Raw genomic sequence first — 26,116 nt, forward strand, 5'->3', positions numbered from 1 at the left:
GGCTCAGCGCCGCTGGAAGTCGGGCGCGCGCCGCTCGGCGAAGGCCACGCGGCCCTCGACGGCATCGGCCGTGGCGAAACATATCGCCTGCAGATCGCGCTCATAGTCGATCGCCTTGTCATAGGGCATCTGGTGCGCGGCGCGCAGATTGAGCTTGGCGGTTTCGGCGGCGATCGGGGCGCGCTCCGCGATGGTCGCGGCGATCGCCTGCGCCCGCGCCAGCAACTGGTCGGGCGGTGTGACTTCGCTCACCAATCCCCATGCCAGCGCCTGCTCGGCGCTCACCATGTCGCCGGTGTAGAGCATCAGCGCGGCGTTCGACATGCCGATCGAATGGGCCAGGCCCACCGCCATGCCGCCGCCGCCGATCCAGCCCAGCTTGATCTCCGGCGCAGCGAAGCGGGCATTGCTCGACGCGATGCGGATGTCGCAGGCCATGGCGGTTTCCAGCCCACCGCCCAGCGCATAGCCGTTGATCGCCGCGATTACCGGCTTGCGGCAGGCGCGCAGCGCGTCGCAATAATCCTGACGATTGCGAAAGTCCCAGGGGGTCGCATAGGCGTCCAGCGTCGAAATATCGGAGCCGGCGGAAAAGGCCTTTTCGCCCGCCCCGGTGACGACCAGCACGCGCACCGCGTCGGAACTGTTGCATTCGCTGACCGCAGCGACCAGCGCCGCCGCCATGTCGGGCGTCATCGCGTTGAGCTTTTCCGGGCGATTGAGCGTGATGGTGGCGATGCGATCGGCAATGTCGAAGCGCAGTTGGGCGCTCATAATGGGGTTCCTTTGCGGTGATGGCGGTGGAAGGCCGCTTCGATGGCGTCCAGCACGGGATCAGCGGGGTCGCCATCGATCAGGGCGGCGCGGAGGCGGGTGGAGGCTTCGGTCTGGAAGGGGATGGCACCGTCATGGCGCGGGCGCAGGCTGGCTGCCTCCAGCGTATCGCGCGTACCGCTGTAGAAACCGCCCCAGCGGGCATCGACTTGCGGATCGGCCCAGGCGGTACGGAGCGAGGGCTGGCCGTCCTGCGCTGGAATGAACTGGCGCTGGGCCTCTTCGCCCATCAGCCAGAGGAGGTGCGCCTTGAGCGCCGGGGTCATCGCGCAACGTTTCGACACGGCGATCCCGGTGCCGCCCAGGATCGATCCGATCCCTGCCGTCCCGCGTGGCGCATCGGCGAAACCTACGCGACCGGCGGCGGCATAGTTCACATAGCCGTAGATCAAAGGGACGAGGGCGATATCCTCGCCGGTCGCCATCGCTTCGAGCAACGCGATGGGATTGGCTGCAACAAACGCACGGCTTGTGGAGCCTGTGAGCCCCGCCATGATGGCATAGGCTTCGCGCCCGATCCGCCGATCGACAAAGGCATCCGCCGGGCGAACGCCGCCCAGCGCGGCAACGATCGACTGGAAGGAGAGGATGGCGTGCGGCCCGGCGAGCGACAGCGCGACCGGCTGGCTGGCGGCAAGGTCGATCACTGCATCCCATGTCGTGGGCGGTCGATCGATCCGGTCGCGGGCATAGGCCATGACCTGCGTCGCCGCGTCGAGCGGCAGCGCCCAGTGCGCGTCGGCATAATGATAGCTGGCGAGCGAACGGCCGATCGCCGCCGTCTCCAGTTCCGCGAGCATCGTGGCGTCGAACAGGCTTTCCATCGGCAGCAGGCAGTCCTGCGCCACCGCCTCGCCGACATGGGGATGGTCCAGAACGATCAGGTCGTAGCGATCGGCGAGTTCCGCAATCGACGCGGCTTCGAACCCTTCCAGAGAATGGCGGTCCCAGGCGATGGTCAGCCCCTGCCCAGGCGCTATGGAGCACGCGGCCGCCTCCAGCGCGCGATAGCCGCGCGGATGATCCCAGGTCAGGCCGCGATAATGGGGCAGGCTCATATATGCTGGCGCACCACGCCGGATTCGATCAGTTGCGCGATTTCCGCTTCGCTGCGGCCGATTTCCGCCAGCACGTCGCGGCTATGTTCGCCGACCAGCGGCGCGCCACGGGTGATGGCGGACGGCGTCCTGGAAAAGCGGATTGGAAAGCCCGGCACCTTTACCCGGCCTTCGGTCGCATGGTCATATTCGACGAAGGTGCCGTTGTGGCGGATCTGTGGATCGTCGACCAGGTCGGCATAGCCATAGACCGGCCCGCACCAGATATCGGCGGCGCGGAACGTATCCAGCCAATGCGCCGTATCGCGGGTGACGAGATGCGTCTTCACCTGGGCGAAAATGGCGTCGCGCTGGGTCCAGCCGTCGCGTTCCTCGTCCAGCTCGGCGAAGAAGGGATCGTCCAGCACCTGCCCCAGCGTCTTGAGCGACGCCATCGCCAGCGTCATATAGCCGTCGGCTGTCGCGAACACGCCATAAGGCGCGCGGATATAGCTGTGCGCATGGGGCTGCGCCGATCGCGTCTGCGCCTTGCCGCCGACGGTGAAGACCGACAATTCCTGCATCTGGAGCGTAGTGATGGCGTCGAGCATATTGACCTGCACCAACTGCCCCTCCCCCGTCCGTTCGCGGTGGAAAAGGGCGGCGAGCGCGCCTTCAAAGGCGGTATAGGCGGTCACGGCGTCAACCAGATATTGTCCGGCGGGCGATGGCGGCGCGCCGTCCGCCCCGGCCGAAAGCATCGCGCCGGACATGCCCTGAAGCAGCAGATCCTGCCCCGGATAGAGGCGGTAGGGACCATCCTCGCCATAGCCGGACATGGACACATAAATGAGGCGCGGGTTGATCGCCGACAGGGTCGCATAATCAACACCCAGCCGCTCGGCGACGCCGGGACGGTAATTCTGGAGAAAGATGTCGGCATCCTTCACCAGGTCGAGCAGCACCGCCTTCCCCTCGGGCGATTTGAGATCGATCGCCAGCGACCGCTTGTTGCGGTTGAGCGAGAGGAAGGAGACGTTGATGCTATTGCCGGTGGCGCCGCCCGCCGAAGCATGGCGCTGCCATTCGCCGCTGGTCGGTTCGACCTTGACGACGTCGGCGCCCATGTCGCCCAATCGCTGCGCCGCGAACGGCCCGGCCATGGCGATCGAACAGTCGAGAACGCGAATATCCTTGAGAATGGTCATTGATGGTCCTTCAGGCCATGACCCAGCCGCCGTTGACGTGCAGCGTCTGGCCGGTGATGAAGCCCGCCTCGTCGGCGGCGAAAAATCCGATGGCATGGGCGATATCGGCGGCGACGCCCCGGCGTTTGACCGCCTGCGCATCCAATACCATGCGGTTATACCCGACCGGGTCGGGGTGGATTTTTTCTGCGTCGGTCGGAAAGGCGCCCGGCGCGATGGCGTTGACGGTAATGCCGTCGGGACCGAATTCCCGAGCCCAGGCGCGGGTCAGGCCGACCAGCGCGCCCTTCGATGCGACATAGGGCGACAGGTTCGCCCAGCCGCCCGACAGGGTAATGCTGGCGATATTGACGATCCGACCGAAGCGCCTGGCCCGCATCCCCGGCAGCGCCGCCTGCACCGCGACGATCCCGGCATCGACATTGATCCGCTGGACCAGTTGATGCTCCTCGATTGAAAAATCCTCGAAGGGCCGGGACGGATAGATGGCGGCATTGTTGATGACGACATCGAAACCATCATGCTCAGCGAGCAGATCGTCGAGCGTTGCGCGGAAGGCAGCAAGGTCCGACAGGTCGGCGGTCGATACGACCAGCCGCCCCGGTCCCTTGCACGCCGCCGCTTCGGTCAGCCGCGCCACCTTGGCCGGGTCATTGTCTACCGCGATCACGGTCGCGCCGCCTTCGATCAGGAGCAGCGTCGTTTCGAGGCCAAGCCCGCCCGCCGCGCCGGTATAGAGGATCGTCCGGCCCTTCATGCCGCATTCCCGATCGGCGGATAATGGCCCGAAGGCATGGGATATTCGTCATCCGGCTGACGCTGGACGCCCTCGATCCGCGCCACTGCGGCCGATACCGCGGCGGCGTCGGGCAGGACGCGCAGGATCGTGTCGTAGCGGCGCTCTTCGCCATGCTCCAGTTCGATCAGTTCGCCCCGTTCGCGCGCGAAATCCTTGCCCAGCACATGGTTGGTCGACGGCTCGATCCCCACCGCATAATGGCCGGCGTGCAAATTTTGCCATTCGAACATGGCGGGAAACTGGTCCTTGCGGGTGACGACCGAGAAGCCGAAGCCCAGCGCTTCGTTGACGATACCGACCTCGACCCGGCCGTCGGCGTCGGGCGCCATGTCATGCTGCCACACCTGTTCGTGGAAATTGACGATCGGAGCGGGCAAGGTGCGATATCCCACGCCCTGCGCCTGATAGGCATCGGCATGAGCGGCCCACAGCACGTCGCGGATCGGCGCAACATAGCGCGCACCTTCCGCGACCACCGGATGACCGACGTTGATATGATAGCAGAACATGTGCGGCGTGCGGTAGAAGCCGTGATTGACCACGCGGTCGGTCAGACGGATCTCGTCGCCGCCCAAATCCGCCTCGATCCGGCGGATGAGATGCAGATCCTCGCCGAAGACGGTCGACTGGCGGACGACGCCTTCCGCCCAGAAGGTACAGGCGTCGCCGTCCCATTGCTCGCCATAGCCGGTGAGTTGCGCCGGAATGGTGCCGATGCGGCCGTGCAGCGAAGAAGACACCGTCTCTCGCGGGCCATAATGATAATGGCCGGCGGGATCATCGTGCATGAAGAGGATATGGTCGAGGCCGCAGGTGATATTGAGACCGGACATGGAGCGGAACCAACCAAGCCCGCCCTCCCCTTCATACTCATGCAGGCCGGGATGGCGGAAGCCCGACGGCGAGTGCCAGCCGACGGCGCGCCCGGCATGGTCGCATTCGGCGATGTCCATGGCGCGGTCGACCAGCACGGTGAAGGCAAGCCCTGAGCCGGTGCGGAATTGCAGCATCCGCACGCCGCGCTCCACCCCATCCCCCAGGGTCATCAATCGCACGCCGGCAAATTGCGACAGCGCGCCGGATCGTTCGGCGATATGTCGTTTGGACACTTCGCCGCCATAAAGCCGGGCCATGATCAGCCTCTCCATCTTGTAAGACATATGATGAATATCTACACTGGACGGACTCGTCAACCGGGAGAAGGACATTGGGTGAGATTGTGCGACGTTGCTTCATGGTCGACCTGGTGGACGAGCCGGATTCGATAGCGCGCTATCGCGAATGGCACAAACCCGGCGGCCCACCGCAAGCGGTGAGCGATGCGATCCGCGCCGATGGCGTGACGGACCTGCAAATATGGATGATCGGCGACCGAATGGTGATGATCATGGAGCAGGATATCGCCCTTGCTCCCGACGGCGCAACCAAGAGGGCGCAGGATGCCGCCAATCCGGATGTCCAGGCCTGGGATGCCCTGATGCGAACGTTCCAGCGCCCTCTCCCATTTGCGCCGAACGTCACCTGGGCTGAAATGGAGCGAATCTACGCGCTCGACGAACAACCCTGAGCCGTGCGCTATGTCTCGACGCGGGAACTGCGCCGTTTTGCCCAGGAAGATTCTATATGCTCGCGCATCGCACGGGCAGCCGCCTCCGAATCGCCAGCGACGATCGCGTCGTGGATGCGCCGATGCGCCGCCTGGGTATCGCGCACATGCGCGACGCTCAGCTTGCCGGCATAGCCATGGGTGTTGAGCGCCTTGCCTTGGATGCCGTCGATGATCGCCTTGCTCAGCCGGTCGCCCGACATGCGCATGATGATGTCGTGGAAATGCACATCCTCATGCACATAGGCAGCAGGCATGTCGACCAGCCCTTCCAGCTTGTCGATCTGCGCCGTCAGTTCCGCCACGCTTTCGGGAGTCGCCTTTTTCGCCGCCTTGGCCGCCATCGACGCTTCAAGCGATGAGCGGATTTCGGAAAGATTGTCGAGATAGGACAGGCCGTCCTCGCGCCGGAACAAGGCCGCCAGGATCATCGGGTCCAGCAGGTTCCAATCGCGCGAATCGCGCACGATCGTCCCGCGTCCCTGCTGCGATACCACCAGTCCCTTCTCGGTGAGCGCCGTCGTCGCTTCGCGGACCACGGTGCGGCTGACGCCATAGAGGTCGCAGAGCATGTTTTCCGGTGGCAGCGCGGTGCCGGCGGGGTACATTTCCGTCACGATCGCATTGACCAGGTCTTCGACCACGGCCTCGGCCAAGCGGGGACGCCGCCGCACCCGCTGCGTTGCCGCCAAAGCCCCGCCGCCCAGTCTATCCTGCATGTATCTTCACGCCTTTTGTCATGCCTGCGCCCTGCACGACGCTAATTTCCAGCGTGGACCCGATTGACAAGCGCCGTCAAGACTTGTCAAACAACATAGATAATACATAATATGACTCGTGGCCGGTAACACCGGAAGGGTAGAGGACATCCCGATGAAGATTACAGGCTATCGCAGCCTCACAGCCTATCATGACTGGCGGCGGCCGGTCGGCGACGTGAACGGCGTCGTCGAATCCGGCATTACCGAAGTCCCGGTCCTGCTGCTCGAAACCGATGGCGGTTTGACCGGCATCGGCCTTGGCCAGCATGGCGAGATCGACCGGCTGTTTCCCGCGGTCGAGGGCGCGGACCCGCGCGCGGTGTCGAGCCTCTATGATTCGATGCTCGCCCACGTGTTCAAGAGCGGCCACGCCGGCGCCACCTTCGGCACAATCGCGGCGATCGACATGGCATTGTGGGATCTGAAGGCGAAGATGGCGGAAGAGCCGCTGTGGCGCACGCTGGGCGCGGGTGACCGGTTCGTGCCGGGCTATGCCTCCGGCCTGTGCTACGGCCTGGAGGACGATGCGTTCGCCGGTCATTATGGCGCCTGGGCCGATCGCGGCTTTACCGCAGCCAAGATCAAGGGCGGCCGCGATCTGGACCGTGACATCGGCCGGCTGGAAACGGTGCGCGACATCCTGTCGCGGAACAGCCACCGGCCCGCGCTGATGCTGGACGTCAACGAAGCCTGGAATTGCAAGCAGGCGATCCGGCACCTGGCCGAGATCGAAAAGAGGATCGACCTGACCTGGATCGAGGAGCCGGTGCGGCGATGGGACGCGGCGGGCCATGCCGCCATATCGCGCGCCGTCAAAACTGCGGTGGCGACGGGCGAAAATCTCTCCGGCCTCGAACAATATGCGCCGTTGTTCGACGCCTGCGCCGTCGACATCGTCCAGACCGGAAGCGTTTGGGGCATCACCCATTTCCACCGGGTGGCCATGGCCGCCCATGCGCGTGGCCTGCCCGTCTCGCCGGTCGCCTATAACGCCAATCCGGTCGCCCATGCCGCCGCGGCCGTACCCAACATGATCGGCATCGAAGTGCAGGATTTCGCTTTTCCCACGGGCTTCGACGTCGATCAGCAGATTGCCGATGGCGGCATCATATTGGGCGACCGGCCGGGACTGGGCATCGTGATCGACGAGGCGGCGATCGCGCAAAGCGTTGCCGGCAACGGCTGGAACGTGCGCGGGGGGCCGCATCGCAGGCCGCGCAATGCGGGGCTGCGCCTGGTCCCGGAAAGCCGGGCGGCCAACTGATGCACAGCCTCCCCGCCCCTGCCGACCAATCATCACCGGTCTGGGTGACCGGCGCGGCGCGCGTCCGGCTGCAATTGTCGCTGATGGTCAATTTCTTCCTGCTGATGGCGCTCTACAGCGGCGTGCTGGGCGTGCTTCTGCCCAATCAGATCGCAGAGCTGTCGCCCGGTGCGAAGGAGAACAACCTCGCTTTGCTGTTCGCCATCACATCGATCTTCTCGACCCTGGCGACGCCGATCGCGGGCGCCCTGTCGGATCGTACGCGTAGCCGCTGGGGTCGCCGCGCGCCCTCGATCGCCATCGCATCGCTGATCGGATCGCTCTGCCTGTTCGGCGTGTCGCTGATGACGAGCTTCTGGTCGCTGATGATCCTCTGGGTGATGGCCGCGATCGCCTATAACGCCATGCAACCGGCGATGACGACGCTGATCGCGGACCGGTTCGCGCCGGTGTCGCGCGGCGGCGTATCGGGTATCGTGGGCGCGGGCATGACCGCGGGGTTGACGGCGGGCACGGTGGTCGCCGGCTATCTCGCCGGGGAGCGGGTGCTGGCTTATGGGCTGTTCGCGGCTGCCATCGCCGCCTCCTGCCTCGCCTTCGTCGCGCTCAATCGCGAACCGCCGAGCGACACGATGCCCCGCCGCCCGATCCATTGGGGCAGTTTCTTCAAGAGCTTCTGGATCAGTCCGCGCGCGCACCCCGATTTCGCCTGGGCCTTCGCCAGCCGCTTCACCATCTATATGGGCTATCAGGCGGTCGCCGCCTATCTTCTCTATATATTGCGCGACTATATCGGCCTGGCCGACGGCGCGTCGAACATCGCCATCGCCAACATGGCGCTGCTCACCCTGGTCTGCCTGGTCGCTTCCTCCTTGATCTCGGGATGGCTGTCCGACCGGTGGCAGCGACGCAAGCCGTTCGTTGTTCTGGGCAGCCTGATCATGGGTGTGGCGATGACCGCCCCGCTGCTGGCGCCCTCGATGACCGGCATGTGGGTTTATGCCGGCGTGATCGGCATCGGCTACGGCATGTTCATGTCGATCGATATGGCGCTGATGACGCAGGTGCTGCCGAAAAGCGCGCCGGGCGACGAAGGCAAGGATCTGGGCGTGCTGACCACGGCGGTCAATATTCCCCAGATTCTCAGCCCCGTCATGGCCGCCATCCTGCTCGGCATGTTCGACAATGACTATCGCGCGATCTTCATCGCGGCGCTGCTGTTCGTGTTCGGATCGGCGCTTTGCGTGCTGCCGATCCGCTCGGTGCGCTAATTCATATTATGTATTACGTCATTTGACATATGCTGTGCGGAGCGCCATAAACACCGACAATAAACATAGGGAGAGTGGAAGATGACAAAGGTGGGTAAGGTCCGTCTTGCGAGCATGGTGGCGGCGTCGGGCCTGGCGCTGACGATAGGCAGCGCAGCCTGTGCCCAGGACGCCGCGGCACCCCAGGGCAGCGATCCGGCGACGAGCGAGGACATCATCGTCACCGGCATCCGCGCCAGCCAGAAGGCGTCGATCGACATCAAGCGCGACTCGATCGGCGTGGTTGATTCGATCGTGGCGGAGGATCTGGGCAAGCTGCCCGATCAGAATGTCGCCGAATCCCTGCAGCGCGTCGCCGGCGTCACCATTGAGCGCAACCGCGGCGAGGGTCGCTACATCACCGTTCGCGGCTTCGGTCCGAAGTTCAACGCCGTCACCGTCAATGGCCGCACGCTGGCCACCGACAATAATGGCCGCGAATTTTCCTTCGACGTGCTGCCGTCCGAAATCATCGCCGGCGCCGATGTGTTCAAGTCGCCCCAGGCGAACCTCAACGGCTCCTCCATCGGCGCGACGGTGGACGTCCACACGCTGCGGCCGATCGACCAGAAGGAACAGTTCGCCTTCAGCGGCTCGGCCGGGCAGATGTGGGCTGAACTGGCCGACAAGTTCAATCCGGAAGTCTCCGGAGTCGCGTCCTGGCGCAATGCGGACCGGACCATCGGCCTGTCACTGTCGGGCGTCTATACCAAGCGTCAGACCCGCAACGACGAATTCACGATCGGCGCGGGCCATGTCCGCCGGTCGAGCGGCGACTCCTATTATCGCGCCAATGGCGTGAATGGTGGGCGTATCGGGCCGGACGTTGCGCCCTTCAGCAATGTTTCTATGCCATCGAACCTGTCGCCCTTCTTCTTCGAACGTGGCCTGGAGCGCTATGGCTTTTCCGGTTCGTTGCAGGTCCGGCCCACCGATACGCTCACCGTTACGCTCGATGGTCTCTACTCCAAGGCCAAGTTTACCGAGCAGCAGACCGGCTTGGCCTACGACTTTTCCGGCGGAACCTTGGTCGAACAAGTCGTCGAGGATGGCGAGGCCGTCTATCAGCGTTATCAGGGCGGCTTCGTCGACCAGATCCTGCAATATGACCAGCGCAACGTCACGACCGACCAGTTTGGCGTCAATGTCGAATGGAAGCCGGCCGACAATTTCAAGCTGAAGCTCGACGCTTCGCGGTCCAAGGCCGAGCGGCGCGGCAAGGAGAATAATCTCTTCACCACCATCCGCCGCAAGAATATCGACCTCTGGTATGATCGGCGCGGCGACAGCCCGATCTATGATTATGGCTTCACCAGCCCCAACTATCCCAATGCCGCGACCAATCCGCAGGGGATCACCGCCCATTATTATATCTGGGGCGGCGGCACCGACGTCGACGACAAGATCAGCGAATATCGTGCCGATACCGAATGGAAGGCGACGTCGAACCTGACCCTCTTCACCGGCGGCATGATCGCCAATCGCAAGAAGCGTCTGACGTCGGACGAAATGCCCTTTGGCGAGCAATGCGCCTATTGCGGGTCCGACCGGTTGCTACCGACATCCCTGTTTAGTTCCACCAACCGCAATTTCTTCCAGGGCACCGGGCCGGACAACATCATTCGCGACTGGGTGATCTACAATCCGCAGCAACTGGTCGGCGTGATCGACCAGTTTGCGACGGAGGATGGCAAGGCGTTCAACCCCGCCGTCTTCTCACCCTCCGCCTCGTCGGTGATCGATGAGAAGGTGAAGATCGGCTATGTCATGGCCAATTTCGAGACAATGCTGGGATCGATGCCGCTGACCATCAATGCCGGCCTGCGCTACGAAAACACCGACTATACCTCGTCTGGCGCATCCCGCACGATTTTGAGCGCCAAGCCGCGCCTGGATGCCAATGGCAATCCCACCGGCCAGAACGACATCGTCGTATCGGGGGTGGTGCCCATCAGCTTCCGCGGCAAATATGACGACTGGCTGCCGTCGCTGAACATCAAGCTGGAGGCGGCCGATGATCTGATCCTGCGCCTGTCCGCATCGAAGGTGATGACGCGTCCGACCCTGACCGACCTGTCGCCGCGCCAGTCGATCCAGACCAATCCGGGCAATGAGACGATCAGTCGCGGCAACCCGGACTTGCAGCCGTTCCGCGCCAAGCAGATCGAGGCCGGCGTCGAATGGTATTTCGCCGATTCCTCCCTCTTGTCCTTCGCCGCCTTCTACAAGAAGATCGATTCCTTCGTGGCCCTTTTCACCACCCCGCAAAAGGTCGATCAGGTGACGTTCCAGGTAACGGTGCCGGGCAACGGCAAGGGCGCGACGGTCAAGGGTTTCGAAGTCGGCTATCGCCAGGCCTTCACCAGCCTGCCCGCGCCGTTCGACGGCCTGGGCGTGCAGACCAGCTTCAACTATACCCAGTCCAACGCCAACTATACCAATGCCGTCGCCAACGTTTCCTATGGCCTGGAAGGCTTGTCCAAATATAGTTACAGCCTTGTCGGCTTCTACGAGAAATATGGCGTGCAGGCGCGCGTTGCCTACACTTGGCGCGACAAGTTCCTGCAGGTGGCAGTGGGCCGCAACGGCGAACCGGAATATTTCGACGCCTATGGCCAGCTCGATGCCGGCCTGTCCTATGAAGTGACGCCGAACTTCACCGTCTTCGCCGACGCGCTCAACCTCAACGACGCCAAGGAGTTCATCTACTCCGTCAGCGCGGACCGGACGAAGGAATATCGCAAGACCGGCCGTCGCCTGTCCGCCGGCGTCCGCGTCCGCTTCTGACCCTGGAGGGCGGGGCCAGACCCCGCCCTCCGCCGCATCGAGGACGATCATCGATGAAACTCGGTTCGGTCGCGATCCTTTGCGCCCTGATGCTGACCGCCCTGCCGTCAGCCGCGCCGTCCCGGCCCGCGCCGCTGGCGGAAAACAACCTCCCCCGCTCGCGCGTCATCGTGCTGACCGATGTCGGGTCGGACCCCGACGATATGGAGTCGATGGTCCGCTTCCTGCTGTACGCCAATGATTTCGACATCGAAGCGCTGGTGCCATCCACGTCGCGACACCTGAAGGATAGCGTCCATCCCGAGCAAATCCTGCGTCGCATCGACGCCTATGCGCAGGTGCTGCCCAATCTCAAGGTTCATGCCGATGGCTGGCCGAGCGCCGACGCGCTGCGCGCCGCGGTCAAGCCCGGACGCGCGGAATATGGCATGGCGGGGGTCGGCGCGGGCAAGGATACGGCCGGGTCCGCAGCGATCATCGCCGCGGTCGACAAGCCCGATCCCCGCCCCGTCTGGATCACGGTCTGGGGCGGCGCCGTTGATCTGGCGCAGGCGCTATGGAAGGTCCGCGAAACCCGCACGCCCGAAGAGGTGGGGAAGTTCGTGGGGAAACTGCGCGTCTATTCCATTTCCGATCAGGACAATGCCGGCCCCTGGGTCAGGCGCATGTTTCCCGACCTGTTCTGGATCGTGAGCCTGACCGCGCACCGCCATTATAACCTGTCCACCTGGGGCGGCATATCGGGCGATCGCATGTATTATTTCGACGGGCCGGACTTCACCACCGTGTCCAAGGAATGGCTGCGCGAAAATGTGCAGATCGGGCCACTGGGGTCGCTCTATCCCGATTATCAGTTCATCATGGAAGGCGACACGCCCAGTTTCCTGTACCTGATCCCGAACGGCCTGGGCCACCCGGACCATCCCGATTATGGCAGTTGGGGCGGCCGCTATGGCAAGGTTTCAGAGTGGGACGGCGTCTGGACCGACACCAGCGATCTCGTGATCGGCGCGGACGGCCGCACCCATCAGACCAACAAAGCGACCATCTGGCGCTGGCGCGACGCCTTCCAGCATGATTTCGCCGCGCGCATCCAATGGTCGCTTCAGGCGAACTACAAGGGCGCCAATCATGCCCCGCAACTGGTCCTCAACGGGATCGCCGGCAATGCGCCGGTCGAGATGGCGGCCAAGGCCGGCGACGTCGTGCATCTGTCCGCCGCCGGATCGCGCGACCCCGATGGCGATCGGGTTGATTATAGCTGGTGGCAATATCGCGAAGCCGAGGCGGTCAATCGCAATCCCCGCATCGAATTGCAGCGCGGCGATCCGCTGGACACGCGCTTCGTTGCGCCGCAAGTCGAGGAGAAGACCCGCTTTCATGTCATTCTGGAGGCGCGCGACCTGGGCAAGCCGGCTCTGACCAGCTACCGGCGGGCCATCATCACCGTCACGCCCTAACCCAGAACGCAGACCATTGTTGCTACGCTGCCGCATATATGTGGTGGCGCCATTCGTCATTCCCCCGGCCCGTGCGGCCCTCAATCTCATTTTCATGAAATTTCGTATCTATGAATATTTCATCTATGCGAATTTAGTTCGATGCTCTAGGAAGAATCGGGAGAGGCAAGGTTGAAGGGGATAGGATATGCCGGTCATTCATCCGAACTGGGAACGGCCACCCGTCAACATGGTCGATGGCTATTCGCTGGAAATGACGGCGAAGGACGTGGACTCCCTGCGTGATGCAGCGCCGTCCATCGCGCCCGAAACGCCCGTGGCCGTCACTTTCCTGCCCGGCGAGGATTTCGCGGCTCGCATCGCCGCGACCAAGCTGGTCCGTAGCCTAGGCTTCGAACCCATGCCGCATTTCTCCGCACGGCGGATCACATCGACTGCCGAGTTCGAGGATTATCTGGCGGCGGCTGTAGCCGAAGCGGACGTTAGGCGCTGCTTCGTGATCGCCGGCGACCCGTCTGAAGCCGAAGGCCCCTACGACGACAGCAGCGCGCTGATCGCCAGCGGTGCGTTCGAACGCGCGGGCATCCAGGCCATTGGCATCGGCGGGCATCCCGAAGGCCATCCCAACATGACGCCGGACCAATGCTGGTCGGTCCTGCTCGACAAATGCACCGAGATCGAGCGCCGCGGCATGGCGCCGCTGATCGTGACGCAATTCGTGTTCGACGCCGATGCCGTCCTGGCCTGGCTGACCGAGTTGCGCGCGCGTGGCATCGATGCGCCGGTGCGCATCGGCGTGCCGGGACCGGCCGGCATCAAGACGCTGATGCGCTTTGCCGCGCGGTGCGGCGTCGGGGCGTCCGCTTCGGTGCTCGCAAAATATGGTATTTCGATTACGAAGCTGCTCGGCACCGCTGGTCCCGACAAGCTGGTCGAGACGTTCGAACGGGCGCTGGGCGAGGAGCATGGGCGCGTAAGACTGCATTTTTATCCCTTTGGCGGCCTGGAAAAGACGGTCGCCTGGATCAACGACTATGCCCGCGCGCATTGACGCAGACGGACAAGTGGGAGGATTGACGTGACGACTATCTATACGCTGCGATTGCAATGCGACGACAAGCCCGGCCTGGTGGCGAAGGTCGCCGGCTATCTGGCCGGACATGGCTGCAACATCGTAGATGCGCAACAGTTCGACGATGCGATGAACAACACCTTCTTCATGCGCGTCGCGTTCAAGCCCGGCGCGGGCGAGACGCTGGACGCGCTGCGCGACGGTTTCGCTCCGATCGCCGCGGAAGCAGGCATGGAATGGTCGATGGCGGACCAGGCCACGCCCAAGAAGGTCGTGCTGATGGTGTCCAAATGGGACCATTGCCTGGGCGACCTGCTCTATCGCCAGCGTATCGGCGAATTGCCGATGGACGTGGTCGGGATCATCTCCAACCATCCGCGCGACGTGCTGCATACGTCGCTGATCGGCGACATGCCCTTTTTCCACTTCCCGGTGACCAAGGACAGCAAGGCGGCCCAGGAAGCGCAGATCAAGCAGGTCGTCACCGACACCGGCGCGGACCTGGTGGTGCTGGCCCGCTACATGCAGATTTTGAGCGACGACCTGGCCGGCTTCCTGTCGGGCCGCTGCATCAACATCCATCACAGCTTCCTGCCAGGCTTCAAGGGGGCCAAGCCCTATCACCAAGCCTATGAGCGCGGCGTCAAGATGATCGGCGCGACCGCCCATTATGTGACCGCCGACCTGGACGAAGGCCCGATCATCCATCAGGATGTCGAGATGATCGGCCATGCCGACGTGCCCGACGAACTGGTCCGCCGCGGCCGCGACATCGAGCGGCGGGTGCTGGCCGAGGGGGTGCGGTTGCACCTGCAGGACCGGGTGTTCATGAACCAGTCGCGCACCGTCGTCTTCCGGGGCTGATCCATGAGCGAGATGATCGACGGGCGGGCGATGGCGCGCGCGCTGTCGAACCGGACGGCCGCGGATGTCGAGCGGCTGAAGGCGGACGGCGTCGATCCGACGCTGGCGGTCGTGCTGGTCGGCGCCGATCCCGCGAGCGACATCTATGTCCGGCGCAAGATCAGCGAATGTCGCAGGGTCGGCATGGGATCGATCGAGCGGCGCATGGCCGCCGATTGCGGCGAACAGGCGCTGCTCGACATGATCGATGCGTTGAACCGCGATCCCGGCGTGCATGGGATATTGGTGCAATTGCCGCTGCCGCCGGGCATCGATGCCGGGCGGGTGCTCGATCGCATCGCGCCGGCCAAGGATGTCGACGGCTTCCACCCCGTCAATGTCGGGCGATTGTCGATCGGGTCGGAGGGTCTGGTGCCCTGCACGCCGCTGGGCATCATGATGCTGCTCGACAGCGTGATCGAAGATTATCGCGGCCTGAACGTGGTGGTGATCGGCAAGTCCAATATCGTCGGCAAGCCGGTGGCGATGCTGCTGCTGGAGCGGGAAGCGACGGTGACGGTCACCCATATCGAGACGCGCAACCTGCCCGATATCGCGCGCGCGGCCGACGTCATCGTGGCGGCGGCGGGCGCGCCGCATCTGGTGCGCGGCTATTGGGTCAAGCCCGGTGCGGTCGTCATCGACGTCGGCATCAGCCGGATGGTGGATCATGACGGGAACAGCCGGATCGTGGGCGATTGCGCGACCCATGAACTGGACCATGCCAGGGCGGTGACGCCGGTGCCGGGCGGGGTCGGGCCGATGACCATCGCCTGCCTGTTGAGCAATACGGTGCTGGCCGCACAGAGGAGCATAGCCTGATATGGCACGCGTCACCACCAAGGTCCGGGTCAAGGAGTTGCCGCTGCTGGCCGATATCGGCATCAACCCCGATGAGATCGGCCGTCGCCAGCCGCTGGTCATCACCGTCCAGTTGCTGCTGTCCGGCGGCGCGGTCGAGGGGATCGGCGAAACCATCGACTATCGCCGGATTGTGCGCGCGGCCGAGGCGTTGTCGGAAGTGCATATTCCGCTGATCGAGACATTCGCCCACCGACTGGGTGAGGAATGCCTGGGCTGGCCGGGCGTGGTGGAGGCCTGCGTCAATGTCGACAAGCCCTTCGCCCTGACGCGGGGTTTGGCAGGGGTCGAGGTTATCGTTCGCCGCGACTGATTATCTGCTGCGCCTGTTTGAGGTGCGGCCGGTCGATCATCTTTCCATCCAATTGCAACGCGCCCGCGCCGGGATTGGCGGAGAAGGCGGCGATGATTGCGCGCGCATGGGCCAGTTCGTCGGCTGTCGGGGTGAAGCCCGTGTTGATCGTCGCGACCTGCGCCGGGTGGATCGCCATCATGCCGGTAAAGCCGTCGCGGCGCGCGCGGGCGACATAATCGGCCAGGGCATCGGGCGCATCGATGCGGGGGAAGACGGTTTCGATCGCGGGCACATGGGCGGCATGGGCGCCGAACAGGGTGAGCGCGCGGACCATTTCATAAGGCGCGGTGTAGCGGCCATCCGCATCGCGCGAGGTCGCTGCCCCGATCGCGGCGGGCAGGTCTTCGGCGCCCCATGTCAGGCCGGCGAGATGCGTGGTCGTCGCGGCGTAGCTGCCCAGTTGGAAGATCGCGGCGGGAGTTTCGGTCGCGATCGGCAGGATCGGCGGCGGGTTCTCGCCGATCAGCGCCAGCAAGGCCCTGACGCTGGCCGCGCCCTCCGCCTTGGGCAGGACCAGGCCGTCGGGACGACCCGGCAGGACCGCAGCGAGATCGGCAACGGTCTGGTCGCCGTCGAGCGGATTGACGCGTACGAAGCCGGGGATCCTCCGATCCTCCGCCAGCCAGTCGGCGACGGCGGCGCGCGCCTGCGCCTTGCGTTCCGGTGCGACCGAATCCTCCAGGTCGAGGATCAGCGCGTCGGCGCCGCTGGCGGCGGCCTTGGCGAAGCGATCGGGGCGGTCCCCCGGCACGAAGAGCAGCGAGCGCAGCGTCATGCGTCGGATCGTTTGAGCAGGGCCATGCGCAGGCATTGGCAGACGATTTCGTCGCGCTGGTTGCGCAGGCGGTGGGTGAAGGTGACGATGCCTGCGCCGGGGCGGGAACGGCTGGGCTTGAGGTCGGTCACTTCCGTTTCGCAGCGCATCGTGTCGCCGATGAAGACCGGATGGGGCATGACCAGCTTGTCGTAACCCAGATTGGCGACCAGCGTGCCGAGCGTCGTGTCCCCCACCGACAGGCCGACCATCAGCGCGAAGGTGAAGGTGCCGTTGACGAGGATCTGGCCGAACTCGCTGGCCTTGGCCGCTTCCGCATCGAGATGCAGCGGCTGGGGATTGTGGGTCATCGTCGTGAAGAGGAGATTGTCCGTTTCCGTCACGGTGCGACGGATGTCGTGGACGATCATGTCGCCGATGGTCCATTGATCGAAATAGCGTCCCGCCACCCGTAACTTCCCTTCCCGAACTTCGCGCATATGCGCACTATATATTTTTTCAAAAGTCTTGCGATTACAGTTTATTATATCGACCCGTACTTCTGTAGGACAGCGTAAAGGCGGGTTTTTCAGTCCTCCGCCGTGGCGATCCGGGCGAGCAGCGCCCCTTCGCTGACCTGTCGGCCTTCGGCCGCGTTGAGTTCCGCGACGACGCCGTCGAACGGGGCAACAAGGCTGTGTTCCATCTTCATCGCTTCCAATGTCAGCAGCTTCTGCCCCTTGGTCACGCTGTCCCCCGCCGCCGCTGCGACGGCGATGATGCGGCCGGGCATGGGGGAGAGGATCGCTCCGTCGGAGGCGGCGCTAGTTATTGAAGTGGCGGGAGCAGCACTATTGAAAAACCAGCTTTGCCCCCCTTCTGTGACAACAATCGTTCCGTCCGGTTCGAAATCCGACGACAGCCCGGTGACAACATTATCACTCGCAACATCTACGGTAACGTGCGTGCCGTTGATTTCGTACAGGTCAACCGTCTGTCGCGCCGGGGCATTGAGCCTGAAACCGAACAGATCCTCTTTCATCGCGCGGTCGTTACAATCCTGATAGGTGAGCCAGTCGCGCCTGAAGCGCCGACCTGCGGTCAGGATCGCTAGCGAAGACGGCCAATCAATCTGCGTCAGCGCATCGCCTTCGCGTTCAATCAAGCCGGTATCCAAAACACCATCCTGAAAATTTGACAACGAAAGGCAGGCGTGAAGGAAGGCTTTATTCGTCTTCAATGGGCCGATATAACTCTGGTTCATCCATTGCAGCAGGCCAGTGCGCGCCTCCTCCCTGTCCGATCCATGACAAATGACTTTGGCGATCATGGGATCGTAGAATGAACTGACGATGTCGCCTTCATCGACGCCAGTCTCTACCCGTGCTCCAAGGTTGAAGACATAGCGTTCGATCCGTCCCGGACTTGGCAGGAAGCCCTTTGCCGGGTCTTCCGCATAGAGCCGCGCTTCCATGGCCCAGCCGTTGATCGACAGGTCTTCCTGCGCCTTGGGCAGCGGTTCGCCCGATGCGACGCGGAGCTGCCATTCGACCAGATCGACACCCGTGATCTCCTCGGTCACCGGATGTTCGACCTGAAGCCTTGTGTTCATTTCCATGAACCAGATGCGGTCGGCGCGCAGGCCTTCCGATCCGTCGGCGATGAACTCGATCGTGCCGGCGCCGACATAGTCGACCGCTTTGGCCGCCCGCACCGCGGCGTCGCAGATGGCGGCGCGGGTGACGGCGGTCATGCCCGGCGCGGGGGCTTCCTCGATCACCTTCTGGTGGCGGCGCTGGAGCGAGCAGTCGCGTTCGAACAGATGGACGACATTGCCATGGGTGTCGCCGAAGATCTGCACCTCGATATGGCGCGGGTTGGTGATCCATTTTTCGAGGAGGACATGGTCGTTGCCGAAGCTGGACGCGGCCTCGCGCCGGCAGGAGGCAAGCGCGTCGGCGAAGGCGTCGGCGCTGTCGACCTTGCGCATCCCCTTGCCGCCGCCGCCCGCGACCGCCTTGATGAGGACGGGGTAGCCGATGGCGTCGGCTTCGGCGGCAAGGCGTTCGAGGCTCTGGTCTTCGCCCAGATAGCCGGGCGTGGTCGGGACGCCGGCGGCCTGCATCAGTTTCTTGGCGGCGTCCTTCAGGCCCATGGCGGTAATGCTGGACGGGTCGGGGCCGACCCAGATGAGGCCGGCGTCGATCACCGACTGGGCGAAGGCGGCGTTTTCGGACAGGAAGCCGTAGCCCGGATGGATCGCCTGCGCGCCGGTGGCTTTGGCGGCGGCGATGATCTTTTCGCCGACAAGGTAGGATTCACGCGCCGGAGACGGGCCGATATGGACGGCTTCGTCGGCGTCGCGGACATGGAGGGCGTTGGCGTCCGCGTCCGAATAGACCGCGACGGTGCGGATGCCCATCGCCCGCGCGGTGCGGATGATGCGGCAGGCGATTTCGCCGCGATTGGCGATGAGGAGGGATTGGATCATTTCGGCTCTGCAGTTCCAAAATAGGTGTTCGCGACGCGCCTTGATCGACACAGATAGAGCGTCAATATCGTCGCTACGACCAAACTGAACATTATGGGGATTATGATGGTTGAAACATCAAGTGTGCCAGTTGTGAATCCCGCAATTATGTACGGGCCTACGAATTGGTTGACGGGGCCTGCCAGCCAGATCGCACAAACAACTAGTCGTACTGTTGATATTTCTCTTCGAAAAATTAGCAAAAATGCGGATGCAATGTAAAGTGATCCTGATAATATGATCCCACCCCATACAACCGTTTTAACATTCTGCCACGTCGGCCCAAAATCGGGGTACTTCGCCTCAAAAGCCGCGTTACTAAGTATAGTATGGATCGTCGCGTAAATCGGGGTAAAAATAAGCATCGCTACCAGGACCAGCAGCCATCCACCGATGCCGGATGGGTCGTTGGATATCTCGCGCGCTCTAACCATCACATCCGAAACACGCCGAAACTGGCGCGCTCCCCAACCGGCGCGTTTAGTGTCGCCGCGAAGGCGAGGCCCAGCACGTCGCGGGTCTGCGCCGGGTCGATGACGCCGTCGTCCCACAGCCGTGCGGTGGCGTAATAGGGGTTGCCCTCCGCTTCATATTTCGCGCGGACCGGGGCCTTGAAGGCTTCCGCCTCCTCCGGCGTCCACTTGCTCGCATCGCGATGCACCGTCGCCAGCACGGACGCCGCCTGCTCCCCGCCCATCACGCTGATGCGGGCATTGGGCCAGGTGAAGAGGAAGCGCGGGCCATAGGCTCTGCCGCACATGCCGTAATTGCCCGCGCCGAAGCTGCCGCCGATCAGCACCGTGATCTTGGGCACCTGCGCGGTGGCGACGGCGGTGACGATCTTGGCGCCGTTCTTCGCGATCCCCTCCGCCTCATATTTGCCGCCGACCATGAAGCCGGAGATATTCTGGAGGAACAGCAGGGGGATGCGCCGCTGGCAGGCGAGTTCGATGAAATGCGCGCCTTTCATGGCGCTTTCGCTGAACAGGACGCCGTTATTCGCCAGAATCGCGACCGGCATCCCCCAGATATGGGCGAAGCCGCAGACGAGCGTGGTGCCGTAGAGCGCCTTGAACTCGTGGAACTCGCTGCCGTCGACGAGGCGCGCGATGATTTCGCGCACGTCATAGGGCGCGCGGACGTCGTCGGGGATGATGCCGTAGAGGTCGGCGGCGTCATATTTCGGCGGGCGGGAATCGCGCAGGTTGAGGTCGGGTTGGCGATCGGGCTGGAGCGTCGAGACGATGTCGCGGACGATGGTCAGCGCATGATCGTCGCTTTGCGCGACATGATCGACCACGCCCGACTTGCGGCCGTGCAGGTCGCCGCCGCCTAGATCTTCGGCGGTGATGACTTCGCCCGTTGCGGCCTGCACCAGCGGCGGGCCGGCGAGGAAGATGGTGCCCTGGTTGCGGACGATCACGGTTTCGTCGGACATGGCGGGGACATAGGCGCCGCCTGCGGTACAACTGCCCATGACGCAGGCGATCTGGGGGATGCCCCGCGCGGACAGGTTCGCCTGATTGTAAAAGATGCGGCCGAAATGATCGCGGTCCGGAAAGACCTCCGCCTGGTTGGGCAGGTTCGCGCCGCCGCTGTCGACCAGATAGATGCAGGGGAGGTTGTTTTCGAGCGCGATTTCCTGCGCGCGCAGATGCTTCTTGACGGTGAGGGGGTAATAGGTGCCGCCCTTCACCGTGGCGTCGTTGCAGCCGATCATCACCTGGCGGCCGGAGACGCGGCCGATGCCGGCGATAAGGCCCGCGCCGGGGACTTCGTCGTCATAGAGGCCGTTGGCGGCGAGCTGGCCGATTTCGAGGAAGGGCGAGCCGGGATCGAGCAGCCGTTCGACGCGGTCGCGGGGGAGCAGCTTGCCGCGCGCGACATGCTTGCCGCGGGCGGTGGCGGCGCCGCCCTGGGCGGCGCTGGCGACTTTGGCGCGCAGGTCTTCGGCGAGCGCCCGGTTGTGCGCGGCGTTGGCGCGGAAGCTCTCGCTGTCGGCGGCGAGCTTGGTGTCTAAAATCGGTGCGCTCATTTTAGCCTTCTGCCTTGCGTTTGGGGCCTGCCACTCCACCACCCGGCCAGGCCGGGCGGTCCCCCTCCCCGAGCCAGCTCGGGGAGGATTATGCGCCGATCAACTCGCGGCCGATTAGCATCCGGCGGATTTCGTTGGTGCCCGCGCCGATGTCCAGCAGCTTGGCGTCGCGCATATAGCGTTCGACCGGCCAGTCCCTGGTATAGCCCGCGCCACCCAGCGCCTGCACGGCTTCCAGCGCGACCTTCATCGCATTTTCCGACGCCAGCAGGATCGCGCCGGCGGCGTCGAAGCGGGTCGTCTTGCCGGAATCGCAGGCGCGGGCGACGGCGTAGACATAGGCGCGGGCGCTGTTGAGCGCGACATACATGTCGGCGACCTTGGCCTGCATCAACTGGAAGGCGCCGATCGGTTTGCCGAACTGCCTGCGCTCGCGGATATAGGGCAGGATGGTGTCGAGGCAGGCCTGCATGATGCCGAGCTGGATGCCCGCCAGCACGGTGCGTTCATAGTCGAGGCCCGACATCAATATGCCGACGCCGCCGTTGAGCGGCCCCATGATATTCTCCTCCGGCACGGCGCAATCGTCGAACACCAGTTCGGCGGTGGGGGAGCCGCGCATGCCCATCTTGTCGATCTTCTGGCCGATGGAGAAGCCCTGCATATCCTTTTCGATCAGGAAGGTGGTGATGCCTTTCGACCCCTCGCCGGTCTTGGCGTAGACGACCAGCGTGTCGGCGTAGGTGGCGTTGGTGATCCAGAACTTGGTGCCGTTGAGGATGTAGCGGTCGCCCTTCTTTTCGGCCTTCAGCTTCATCGAGACGACGTCGGAACCGGCGCCCGCTTCCGACATGGCAAGGGAGCCGACATGCTCGCCGGAGATAAGCTTGGGGAGATATTTCGCCTTCTGTTCGGCATTGCCCCAGCGGCGGATCTGGTTGACGCAGAGATTGGAGTGGGCGCCATAGCTGAGACCTATGGAGGCGGAGGCCCGGGCGACCTCCTCCTGCGCGACGACATGTTCCAGATAGCCCAGGCCCAGGCCGCCATCTTCTTCCGACACGGTGATGCCGTGCAGGCCGAGTTCGCCCATAGCCGGCCATAATTCGCGCGGAAACCAGTCCTTCGCGTCGATTTCGGCGGCGAGCGGGGCGATGCGGTCGGCCGAGAAGCGGGCCGCGCTGTCGCGGATCATGTCGGCATTGTCGCCCAGCGCAAAATCGAAATCGGTCATCGGCGTCTCTCTCCTGTTGGTCCGATCATAGCGCGGGCCGGTGCGGCTGGAAAATTGACAGTTGCATATCAGTGTATAGATGGAAGCTATGATCGAACGCTATCTTCTCCGCTATTTCCTGGCGGTGGTGGACCAGGGCAATTTCTCCCGCGCGGCGGTCCATTGCAACGTGTCGCAGCCCACGCTGTCGGCCGGGATCGCCAAGCTGGAGAACGCGCTGCAACGGCAACTGTTCAGCCGGACGAACCAGCGGGTGCAATTGACCGAGTCCGGCACCCGCTTCCTGACCCATGCCCGGCGGATCGAGCGGGAGTTCAATGCCGCGCTGGGGGCGATGGCGGACACCGCGCAGGAACGGCCGGTGCGGATCGGGGTGCTGAGCAGCATTGCGGGCGCGACCGTGGCGCGGGCGGCACGGGCCTATCGGGCGGGCGGCGGCGGGCCGGTGGAGATCGCCTTTGCCAGCGAGCGCGAATTGTCGGCAATGCTGGCGCGCGATCGACTGGACGCGGCGCTCACCATCCTGCGACCGGGCGCGCAGGCGCTGGCGCAGCTTGTGGTGGGAGAGGAAGGCTATGCGATGGTGATGGCGACCGATCATCCGCTGGCCGGCCGGGCGCAGGTCGATGCCGAAGATCTGCGCGACGAGACGATGATCGTGCGGCGGCATTGCGAATTGCTGTCGCAGACCAGCCGGCATTTTCTGGAGCGCGGGGTGCGGCCGCATTTTTCGCTGCGCACGACCAATGACGAGCGGGCGTTGCAGATGGTGGGCGCGGGCATGGGGGTGACGGTGATGCCCGACTGCTATCGCAGCGCCGATGTGGCGCATGTGCCGCTGGCCGGGTTCGACCATCGGCGGACATTGGGCTTCGTCCTGGCGGACGAGAGCGTGGCGGACCATGGGCTGCTGCGCGCGCTGGCGGCGGCGTTCGGGGAACGGACGTGAGCTTCTATGCCGATCGGCAATTTGATGGGGCAAGGTCGGGCAGGAACTGGAAGGATGGTGCGCGCCCGCCTATGAGGGGCGGAATTTTCCTGTCCGGGGCATAGCGCATCATGTCTTTCCGTCCTTTCCTCCCGAGCGCCGCCGCATGAGCGCCCTGCCCTATCTGGCCGGTGTCGAACTGGGCGGGACCAAGATATTCGTGCTGCGGGCCCGCGGGCGGGAGATTGTCGAGCGGGTGTCGATCCCGACCACCACCCCCGCCGAGACGCTGGGCGCGGCGGCGGCGCTGTTGCGGCGCTTGCATGAGGCGGAACCGTTTGCAGCGCTCGGCATCGGGTCGTTCGGGCCGCTGCGGCTGGATCGGGCGGCGGCGGATTTCGGCCATATGCTGCCGACCCCCAAGCCGGGCTGGACCGGGGCGGATATCTATGGCGCGCTGGCCGGCGTGCTGCCCTGCCCCGCCGCGATCGACACCGACGTCAATGGCGCGGCGCTGGCGGAGCTGCGCTGGGGTGCGGGGGCCGAAGGCGGGACGCCGTCCGATTGCCTCTGCTACATCACCATCGGCACCGGCCTGGGCGCCGGTTTCGCGATGCAGGGCCGGCCGTTGCATGGTGCCATGCATCCGGAACTGGGGCATATATTCACCCGCCGGGCGCCGGGCGACGGCTTTGCAGGCGCCTGCCCGTTCCATGGCGACTGTATCGAGGGGCTGGTGGCGGGACCGGCGCTGGCCAGGCGATTCGGCGTGCCGGGCGACCGGATACCCGCCGACGATCCGCGCTGGGACGACGTCGCCCATGATATCGCGCAAATGGTCGGCACGATATTGCTGACGACGGCGGCGCGGCAGGTGCTGATCGGCGGGGGCGTGGGCATGGGGCGGACCGACCTGCTCGACCGCGTGCGGACCAGGCTGGTGGCGCAACTGGCGGGCTATCTGTCCTTCGTCACCAAAGACACGGTGGGCGCGATCGTCCGTCCGCCTGTGCTGGGCGATCAGGCCGGGCCGCTGGGCGCGGTGGCGCTGGCGATGGATGCGCTGGAGGGCGCCGGGCGGGTCTGATGCGACAAGGAGTGCGACAATTATAGCGTGTTTTCCAGTCAGTGACGCCTTATAACATATTGAAAATAATATATATTTTTTGAGCGTATCGAAAGTGTTGATCGACAAAATCCATATTACCGTTATTTATCAATTACTTATATGCATTTTCACGCATCTTTCGGCTTGGCGTCATGCCGTGATATCGCCTGGAGGATAACGGCGCGGAAGGCCTGAGCCGTCGGCGGCAAATCATCCTTGTGGATCATCCACAGGCGCGTCCTGACCTGCGGGAAGAGCGGGCGCAGGATCAGTTTTTCGACATGCAGGCGAGACAGCGACCTAGCGAGAATAGTCGCGCCGAAGCCTGCGGAGACCAACCCCAGCAAGGTCGCGAAGCTACCGACTTCCAGCGTGACATCGGGCTTGAACCCCGCCTGATCGCACAGGGCGAAGAAATGGTCGTTGAAGTCGGCGCTGCTGGTGGTGGCGTAGAGGACGACGGGGACGCCGGCGAGATCGGCGATGCCGGGATCGGCGGTCCGCCGGGCCAGTTCATGGTCCTGCCGTACGGCCAGCAGCATCTCTTCGTCCAGCAGGCAGATGGCCTGGAGGCCCGGCGGGAGCGAAGGCGGTTCGACGCCGCGAATGATACCGATGTCGAGATCGCCGCGCTCGATCCGCGCGACCTGATCGTCGCGGCCGAGTTCGTGGAGTTTGAGGTCGACCTGTGGAAAGTTTTGACGGAAATCATACAGGGCGTCGGCGATCTGCGGCACGAACGGCGCTGAGGCGGTGAAGCCCATGGCGAGCCGGCCCAGATGGCCATTTTGTGCCTGACGCGCGACCTGCGCCGCATGATCCGCCTGGGCCAGCGTCTTGCGCGCTTCGGGCAGGAACAGGCGGCCCGCTTCGGTCAGGGCGACGCGGCGGCTGGTGCGATCGAACAGGCGGACGCCCAGTTCCTGCTCCAGCGCCCGGATCTGCTGGCTGAGCGGCGGTTGCGACATGCCCAGGCGCTGCGCGGCGCGGCCGAAATGCATTTCTTCGGCCACGCAGAGGAAATAGCGCAAATGTCTCAGGTCCATCGGATCAGGTCGCCATCGATATCAATCATGCTTTATTATATATTGGACACGAAATAGACAACTGCGCATAGGCGCGGATCAAGGGTGGCGTTTCGAAACTAGAATCCAACGCCTCCGCAGAGCATGGCGGGAACGATATGGCGGTTTGATCGCCGCCCCCCGTTGTGCCTCTCGCGACCCTTTCCATGGGGGGAGGCAGGCATCAAGCATCCGGCGGCGGGCGC

24 protein-coding genes are annotated in these 26,116 nt (G+C 64.1%); 11 read left to right on the plus strand and 13 right to left on the minus strand.

The window, feature by feature from the left end; all coding sequences use genetic code 11:
• Positions 1-3: 3 nt before the first annotated feature.
• Genes ABT375_RS20570 through ABT375_RS20590 form a run of 5 tightly spaced genes read right to left on the minus strand, consistent with a single transcriptional unit; the run spans position 4 to position 5,011 of the window.
• Entirely contained in the window at positions 4-774 is a 771-nt protein-coding gene (locus ABT375_RS20570) for an enoyl-CoA hydratase/isomerase family protein (protein ID WP_416464996.1), read from the minus strand.
• Positions 771-1,892 carry a carbohydrate ABC transporter substrate-binding protein gene (locus ABT375_RS20575; protein ID WP_416464997.1) on the minus strand — a complete coding sequence of 374 codons (1,122 nt, stop codon included), beginning with the start codon at positions 1,890-1,892 and terminating at the stop codon, positions 771-773. The genes ABT375_RS20570 and ABT375_RS20575 overlap by 4 nt, the downstream gene beginning before the upstream one ends.
• On the minus strand, positions 1,889-3,079 hold the full coding sequence (locus ABT375_RS20580; RefSeq protein ID WP_416464998.1) for a CaiB/BaiF CoA transferase family protein: 1,191 nt from the start codon (positions 3,077-3,079) through the stop codon (positions 1,889-1,891). The genes ABT375_RS20575 and ABT375_RS20580 overlap by 4 nt, the downstream gene beginning before the upstream one ends.
• Positions 3,080-3,089: 10 nt before the next feature.
• Positions 3,090-3,836 (minus strand): SDR family NAD(P)-dependent oxidoreductase, encoded by a 747-nt coding sequence (locus tag ABT375_RS20585; protein WP_416464999.1) that lies wholly within the window; start codon positions 3,834-3,836, stop codon positions 3,090-3,092.
• Positions 3,833-5,011, minus strand: coding sequence for an aldose 1-epimerase family protein (locus ABT375_RS20590; RefSeq protein WP_416465000.1), 1,179 nt, complete (start codon positions 5,009-5,011; stop codon positions 3,833-3,835). The genes ABT375_RS20585 and ABT375_RS20590 overlap by 4 nt, the downstream gene beginning before the upstream one ends.
• A gap of 101 nt (positions 5,012-5,112) precedes the next feature.
• On the opposite strand from ABT375_RS20590, the gene ABT375_RS20595 reads away from it, so the two are divergent.
• Positions 5,113-5,445, plus strand: a complete 333-nt coding sequence (locus ABT375_RS20595; RefSeq protein WP_261937402.1) for an L-rhamnose mutarotase — start codon at positions 5,113-5,115, stop codon at positions 5,443-5,445.
• An 8-nt stretch (positions 5,446-5,453) separates the two neighbouring features.
• Here the strand turns inward: ABT375_RS20595 and ABT375_RS20600 are convergent, their stop codons facing one another.
• The gene (locus ABT375_RS20600) at positions 5,454-6,203 is read right to left on the minus strand and encodes a FadR/GntR family transcriptional regulator (RefSeq protein ID WP_224547004.1); all 750 of its coding nucleotides are present in this window, start codon (positions 6,201-6,203) and stop codon (positions 5,454-5,456) included.
• Positions 6,204-6,357: 154 nt separating this feature from the next.
• On the opposite strand from ABT375_RS20600, the gene ABT375_RS20605 reads away from it, so the two are divergent.
• The 8 genes from ABT375_RS20605 to ABT375_RS20640 all read left to right on the plus strand — a co-directional run bounded on the left by ABT375_RS20605 (position 6,358) and on the right by ABT375_RS20640 (position 16,215).
• Entirely contained in the window at positions 6,358-7,509 is a 1,152-nt protein-coding gene (locus tag ABT375_RS20605; protein WP_261937404.1) for a mandelate racemase/muconate lactonizing enzyme family protein, read from the plus strand.
• Positions 7,509-8,780 carry an MFS transporter gene (locus ABT375_RS20610; RefSeq protein ID WP_416465001.1) on the plus strand — a complete coding sequence of 424 codons (1,272 nt, stop codon included), beginning with the start codon at positions 7,509-7,511 and terminating at the stop codon, positions 8,778-8,780. Before ABT375_RS20605 ends, ABT375_RS20610 begins: the two co-directional genes overlap by 1 nt.
• 81 nt (positions 8,781-8,861) lie before the next feature.
• A complete protein-coding gene (locus ABT375_RS20615; RefSeq protein WP_224547007.1) occupies positions 8,862-11,606 on the plus strand; it encodes a TonB-dependent receptor in 2,745 nt (914 codons plus the stop codon).
• A gap of 53 nt (positions 11,607-11,659) precedes the next feature.
• On the plus strand, positions 11,660-13,066 hold the full coding sequence (locus tag ABT375_RS20620) for a nucleoside hydrolase-like domain-containing protein (protein WP_416465002.1): 1,407 nt from the start codon (positions 11,660-11,662) through the stop codon (positions 13,064-13,066).
• 187 nt (positions 13,067-13,253) lie between these two features.
• Complete coding sequence (locus tag ABT375_RS20625; RefSeq protein ID WP_416465003.1) at positions 13,254-14,117, plus strand: methylenetetrahydrofolate reductase; 864 nt, start codon at positions 13,254-13,256, stop codon at positions 14,115-14,117.
• Positions 14,118-14,144: 27 nt separating this feature from the next.
• Complete coding sequence (gene purU / locus ABT375_RS20630) at positions 14,145-15,002, plus strand: formyltetrahydrofolate deformylase (RefSeq protein WP_261937409.1); 858 nt, start codon at positions 14,145-14,147, stop codon at positions 15,000-15,002.
• Between the two features lie 3 nt (positions 15,003-15,005).
• Positions 15,006-15,863, plus strand: coding sequence for a bifunctional 5,10-methylenetetrahydrofolate dehydrogenase/5,10-methenyltetrahydrofolate cyclohydrolase (locus ABT375_RS20635; RefSeq protein ID WP_416465004.1), 858 nt, complete (start codon positions 15,006-15,008; stop codon positions 15,861-15,863).
• A gap of 1 nt (position 15,864) precedes the next feature.
• Positions 15,865-16,215, plus strand: a complete 351-nt coding sequence (locus tag ABT375_RS20640) for a dihydroneopterin aldolase (protein ID WP_416465005.1) — start codon at positions 15,865-15,867, stop codon at positions 16,213-16,215.
• Here ABT375_RS20640 and ABT375_RS20645 read toward each other — a convergent pair.
• From ABT375_RS20645 to ABT375_RS20670, 6 genes are all read right to left on the minus strand, one after another.
• On the minus strand, positions 16,196-17,032 hold the full coding sequence (locus ABT375_RS20645) for an HpcH/HpaI aldolase/citrate lyase family protein (protein WP_416465006.1): 837 nt from the start codon (positions 17,030-17,032) through the stop codon (positions 16,196-16,198). The two genes, ABT375_RS20640 and ABT375_RS20645, sit on opposite strands and share 20 nt — an antisense overlap.
• Complete coding sequence (locus ABT375_RS20650; protein WP_224547014.1) at positions 17,029-17,481, minus strand: MaoC family dehydratase; 453 nt, start codon at positions 17,479-17,481, stop codon at positions 17,029-17,031. The genes ABT375_RS20645 and ABT375_RS20650 overlap by 4 nt, the downstream gene beginning before the upstream one ends.
• 119 nt (positions 17,482-17,600) lie before the next feature.
• Positions 17,601-19,502, minus strand: a complete 1,902-nt coding sequence (locus ABT375_RS20655; protein ID WP_416465007.1) for a biotin carboxylase N-terminal domain-containing protein — start codon at positions 19,500-19,502, stop codon at positions 17,601-17,603.
• Positions 19,499-19,975, minus strand: coding sequence for a DUF2569 family protein (locus ABT375_RS20660; protein ID WP_416465008.1), 477 nt, complete (start codon positions 19,973-19,975; stop codon positions 19,499-19,501). The genes ABT375_RS20655 and ABT375_RS20660 overlap by 4 nt, the downstream gene beginning before the upstream one ends.
• On the minus strand, positions 19,975-21,576 hold the full coding sequence (locus tag ABT375_RS20665; RefSeq protein WP_416465009.1) for a carboxyl transferase domain-containing protein: 1,602 nt from the start codon (positions 21,574-21,576) through the stop codon (positions 19,975-19,977). The genes ABT375_RS20660 and ABT375_RS20665 overlap by 1 nt, the downstream gene beginning before the upstream one ends.
• A gap of 88 nt (positions 21,577-21,664) precedes the next feature.
• Complete coding sequence (locus ABT375_RS20670) at positions 21,665-22,810, minus strand: isovaleryl-CoA dehydrogenase (protein WP_416465010.1); 1,146 nt, start codon at positions 22,808-22,810, stop codon at positions 21,665-21,667.
• Between the two features lie 88 nt (positions 22,811-22,898).
• Between ABT375_RS20670 and ABT375_RS20675 the strand changes: the two genes are divergently transcribed.
• Positions 22,899-23,759, plus strand: coding sequence for a LysR family transcriptional regulator (locus ABT375_RS20675; RefSeq protein ID WP_224547019.1), 861 nt, complete (start codon positions 22,899-22,901; stop codon positions 23,757-23,759).
• A gap of 145 nt (positions 23,760-23,904) precedes the next feature.
• A complete protein-coding gene (locus ABT375_RS20680) occupies positions 23,905-24,825 on the plus strand; it encodes an ROK family protein (RefSeq protein ID WP_416465011.1) in 921 nt (306 codons plus the stop codon).
• Between the two features lie 149 nt (positions 24,826-24,974).
• Here the strand turns inward: ABT375_RS20680 and ABT375_RS20685 are convergent, their stop codons facing one another.
• A complete protein-coding gene (locus tag ABT375_RS20685; protein ID WP_224547021.1) occupies positions 24,975-25,892 on the minus strand; it encodes a LysR substrate-binding domain-containing protein in 918 nt (305 codons plus the stop codon).
• Positions 25,893-26,116: the final 224 nt, after the last annotated feature.

It is taken from the genome of Sphingomonas sp. VDB2 (assembly GCF_047946695.1).
In the GTDB taxonomy this organism is placed as follows: Bacteria; Pseudomonadota; Alphaproteobacteria; order Sphingomonadales; family Sphingomonadaceae; genus Sphingobium; species Sphingobium bisphenolicum.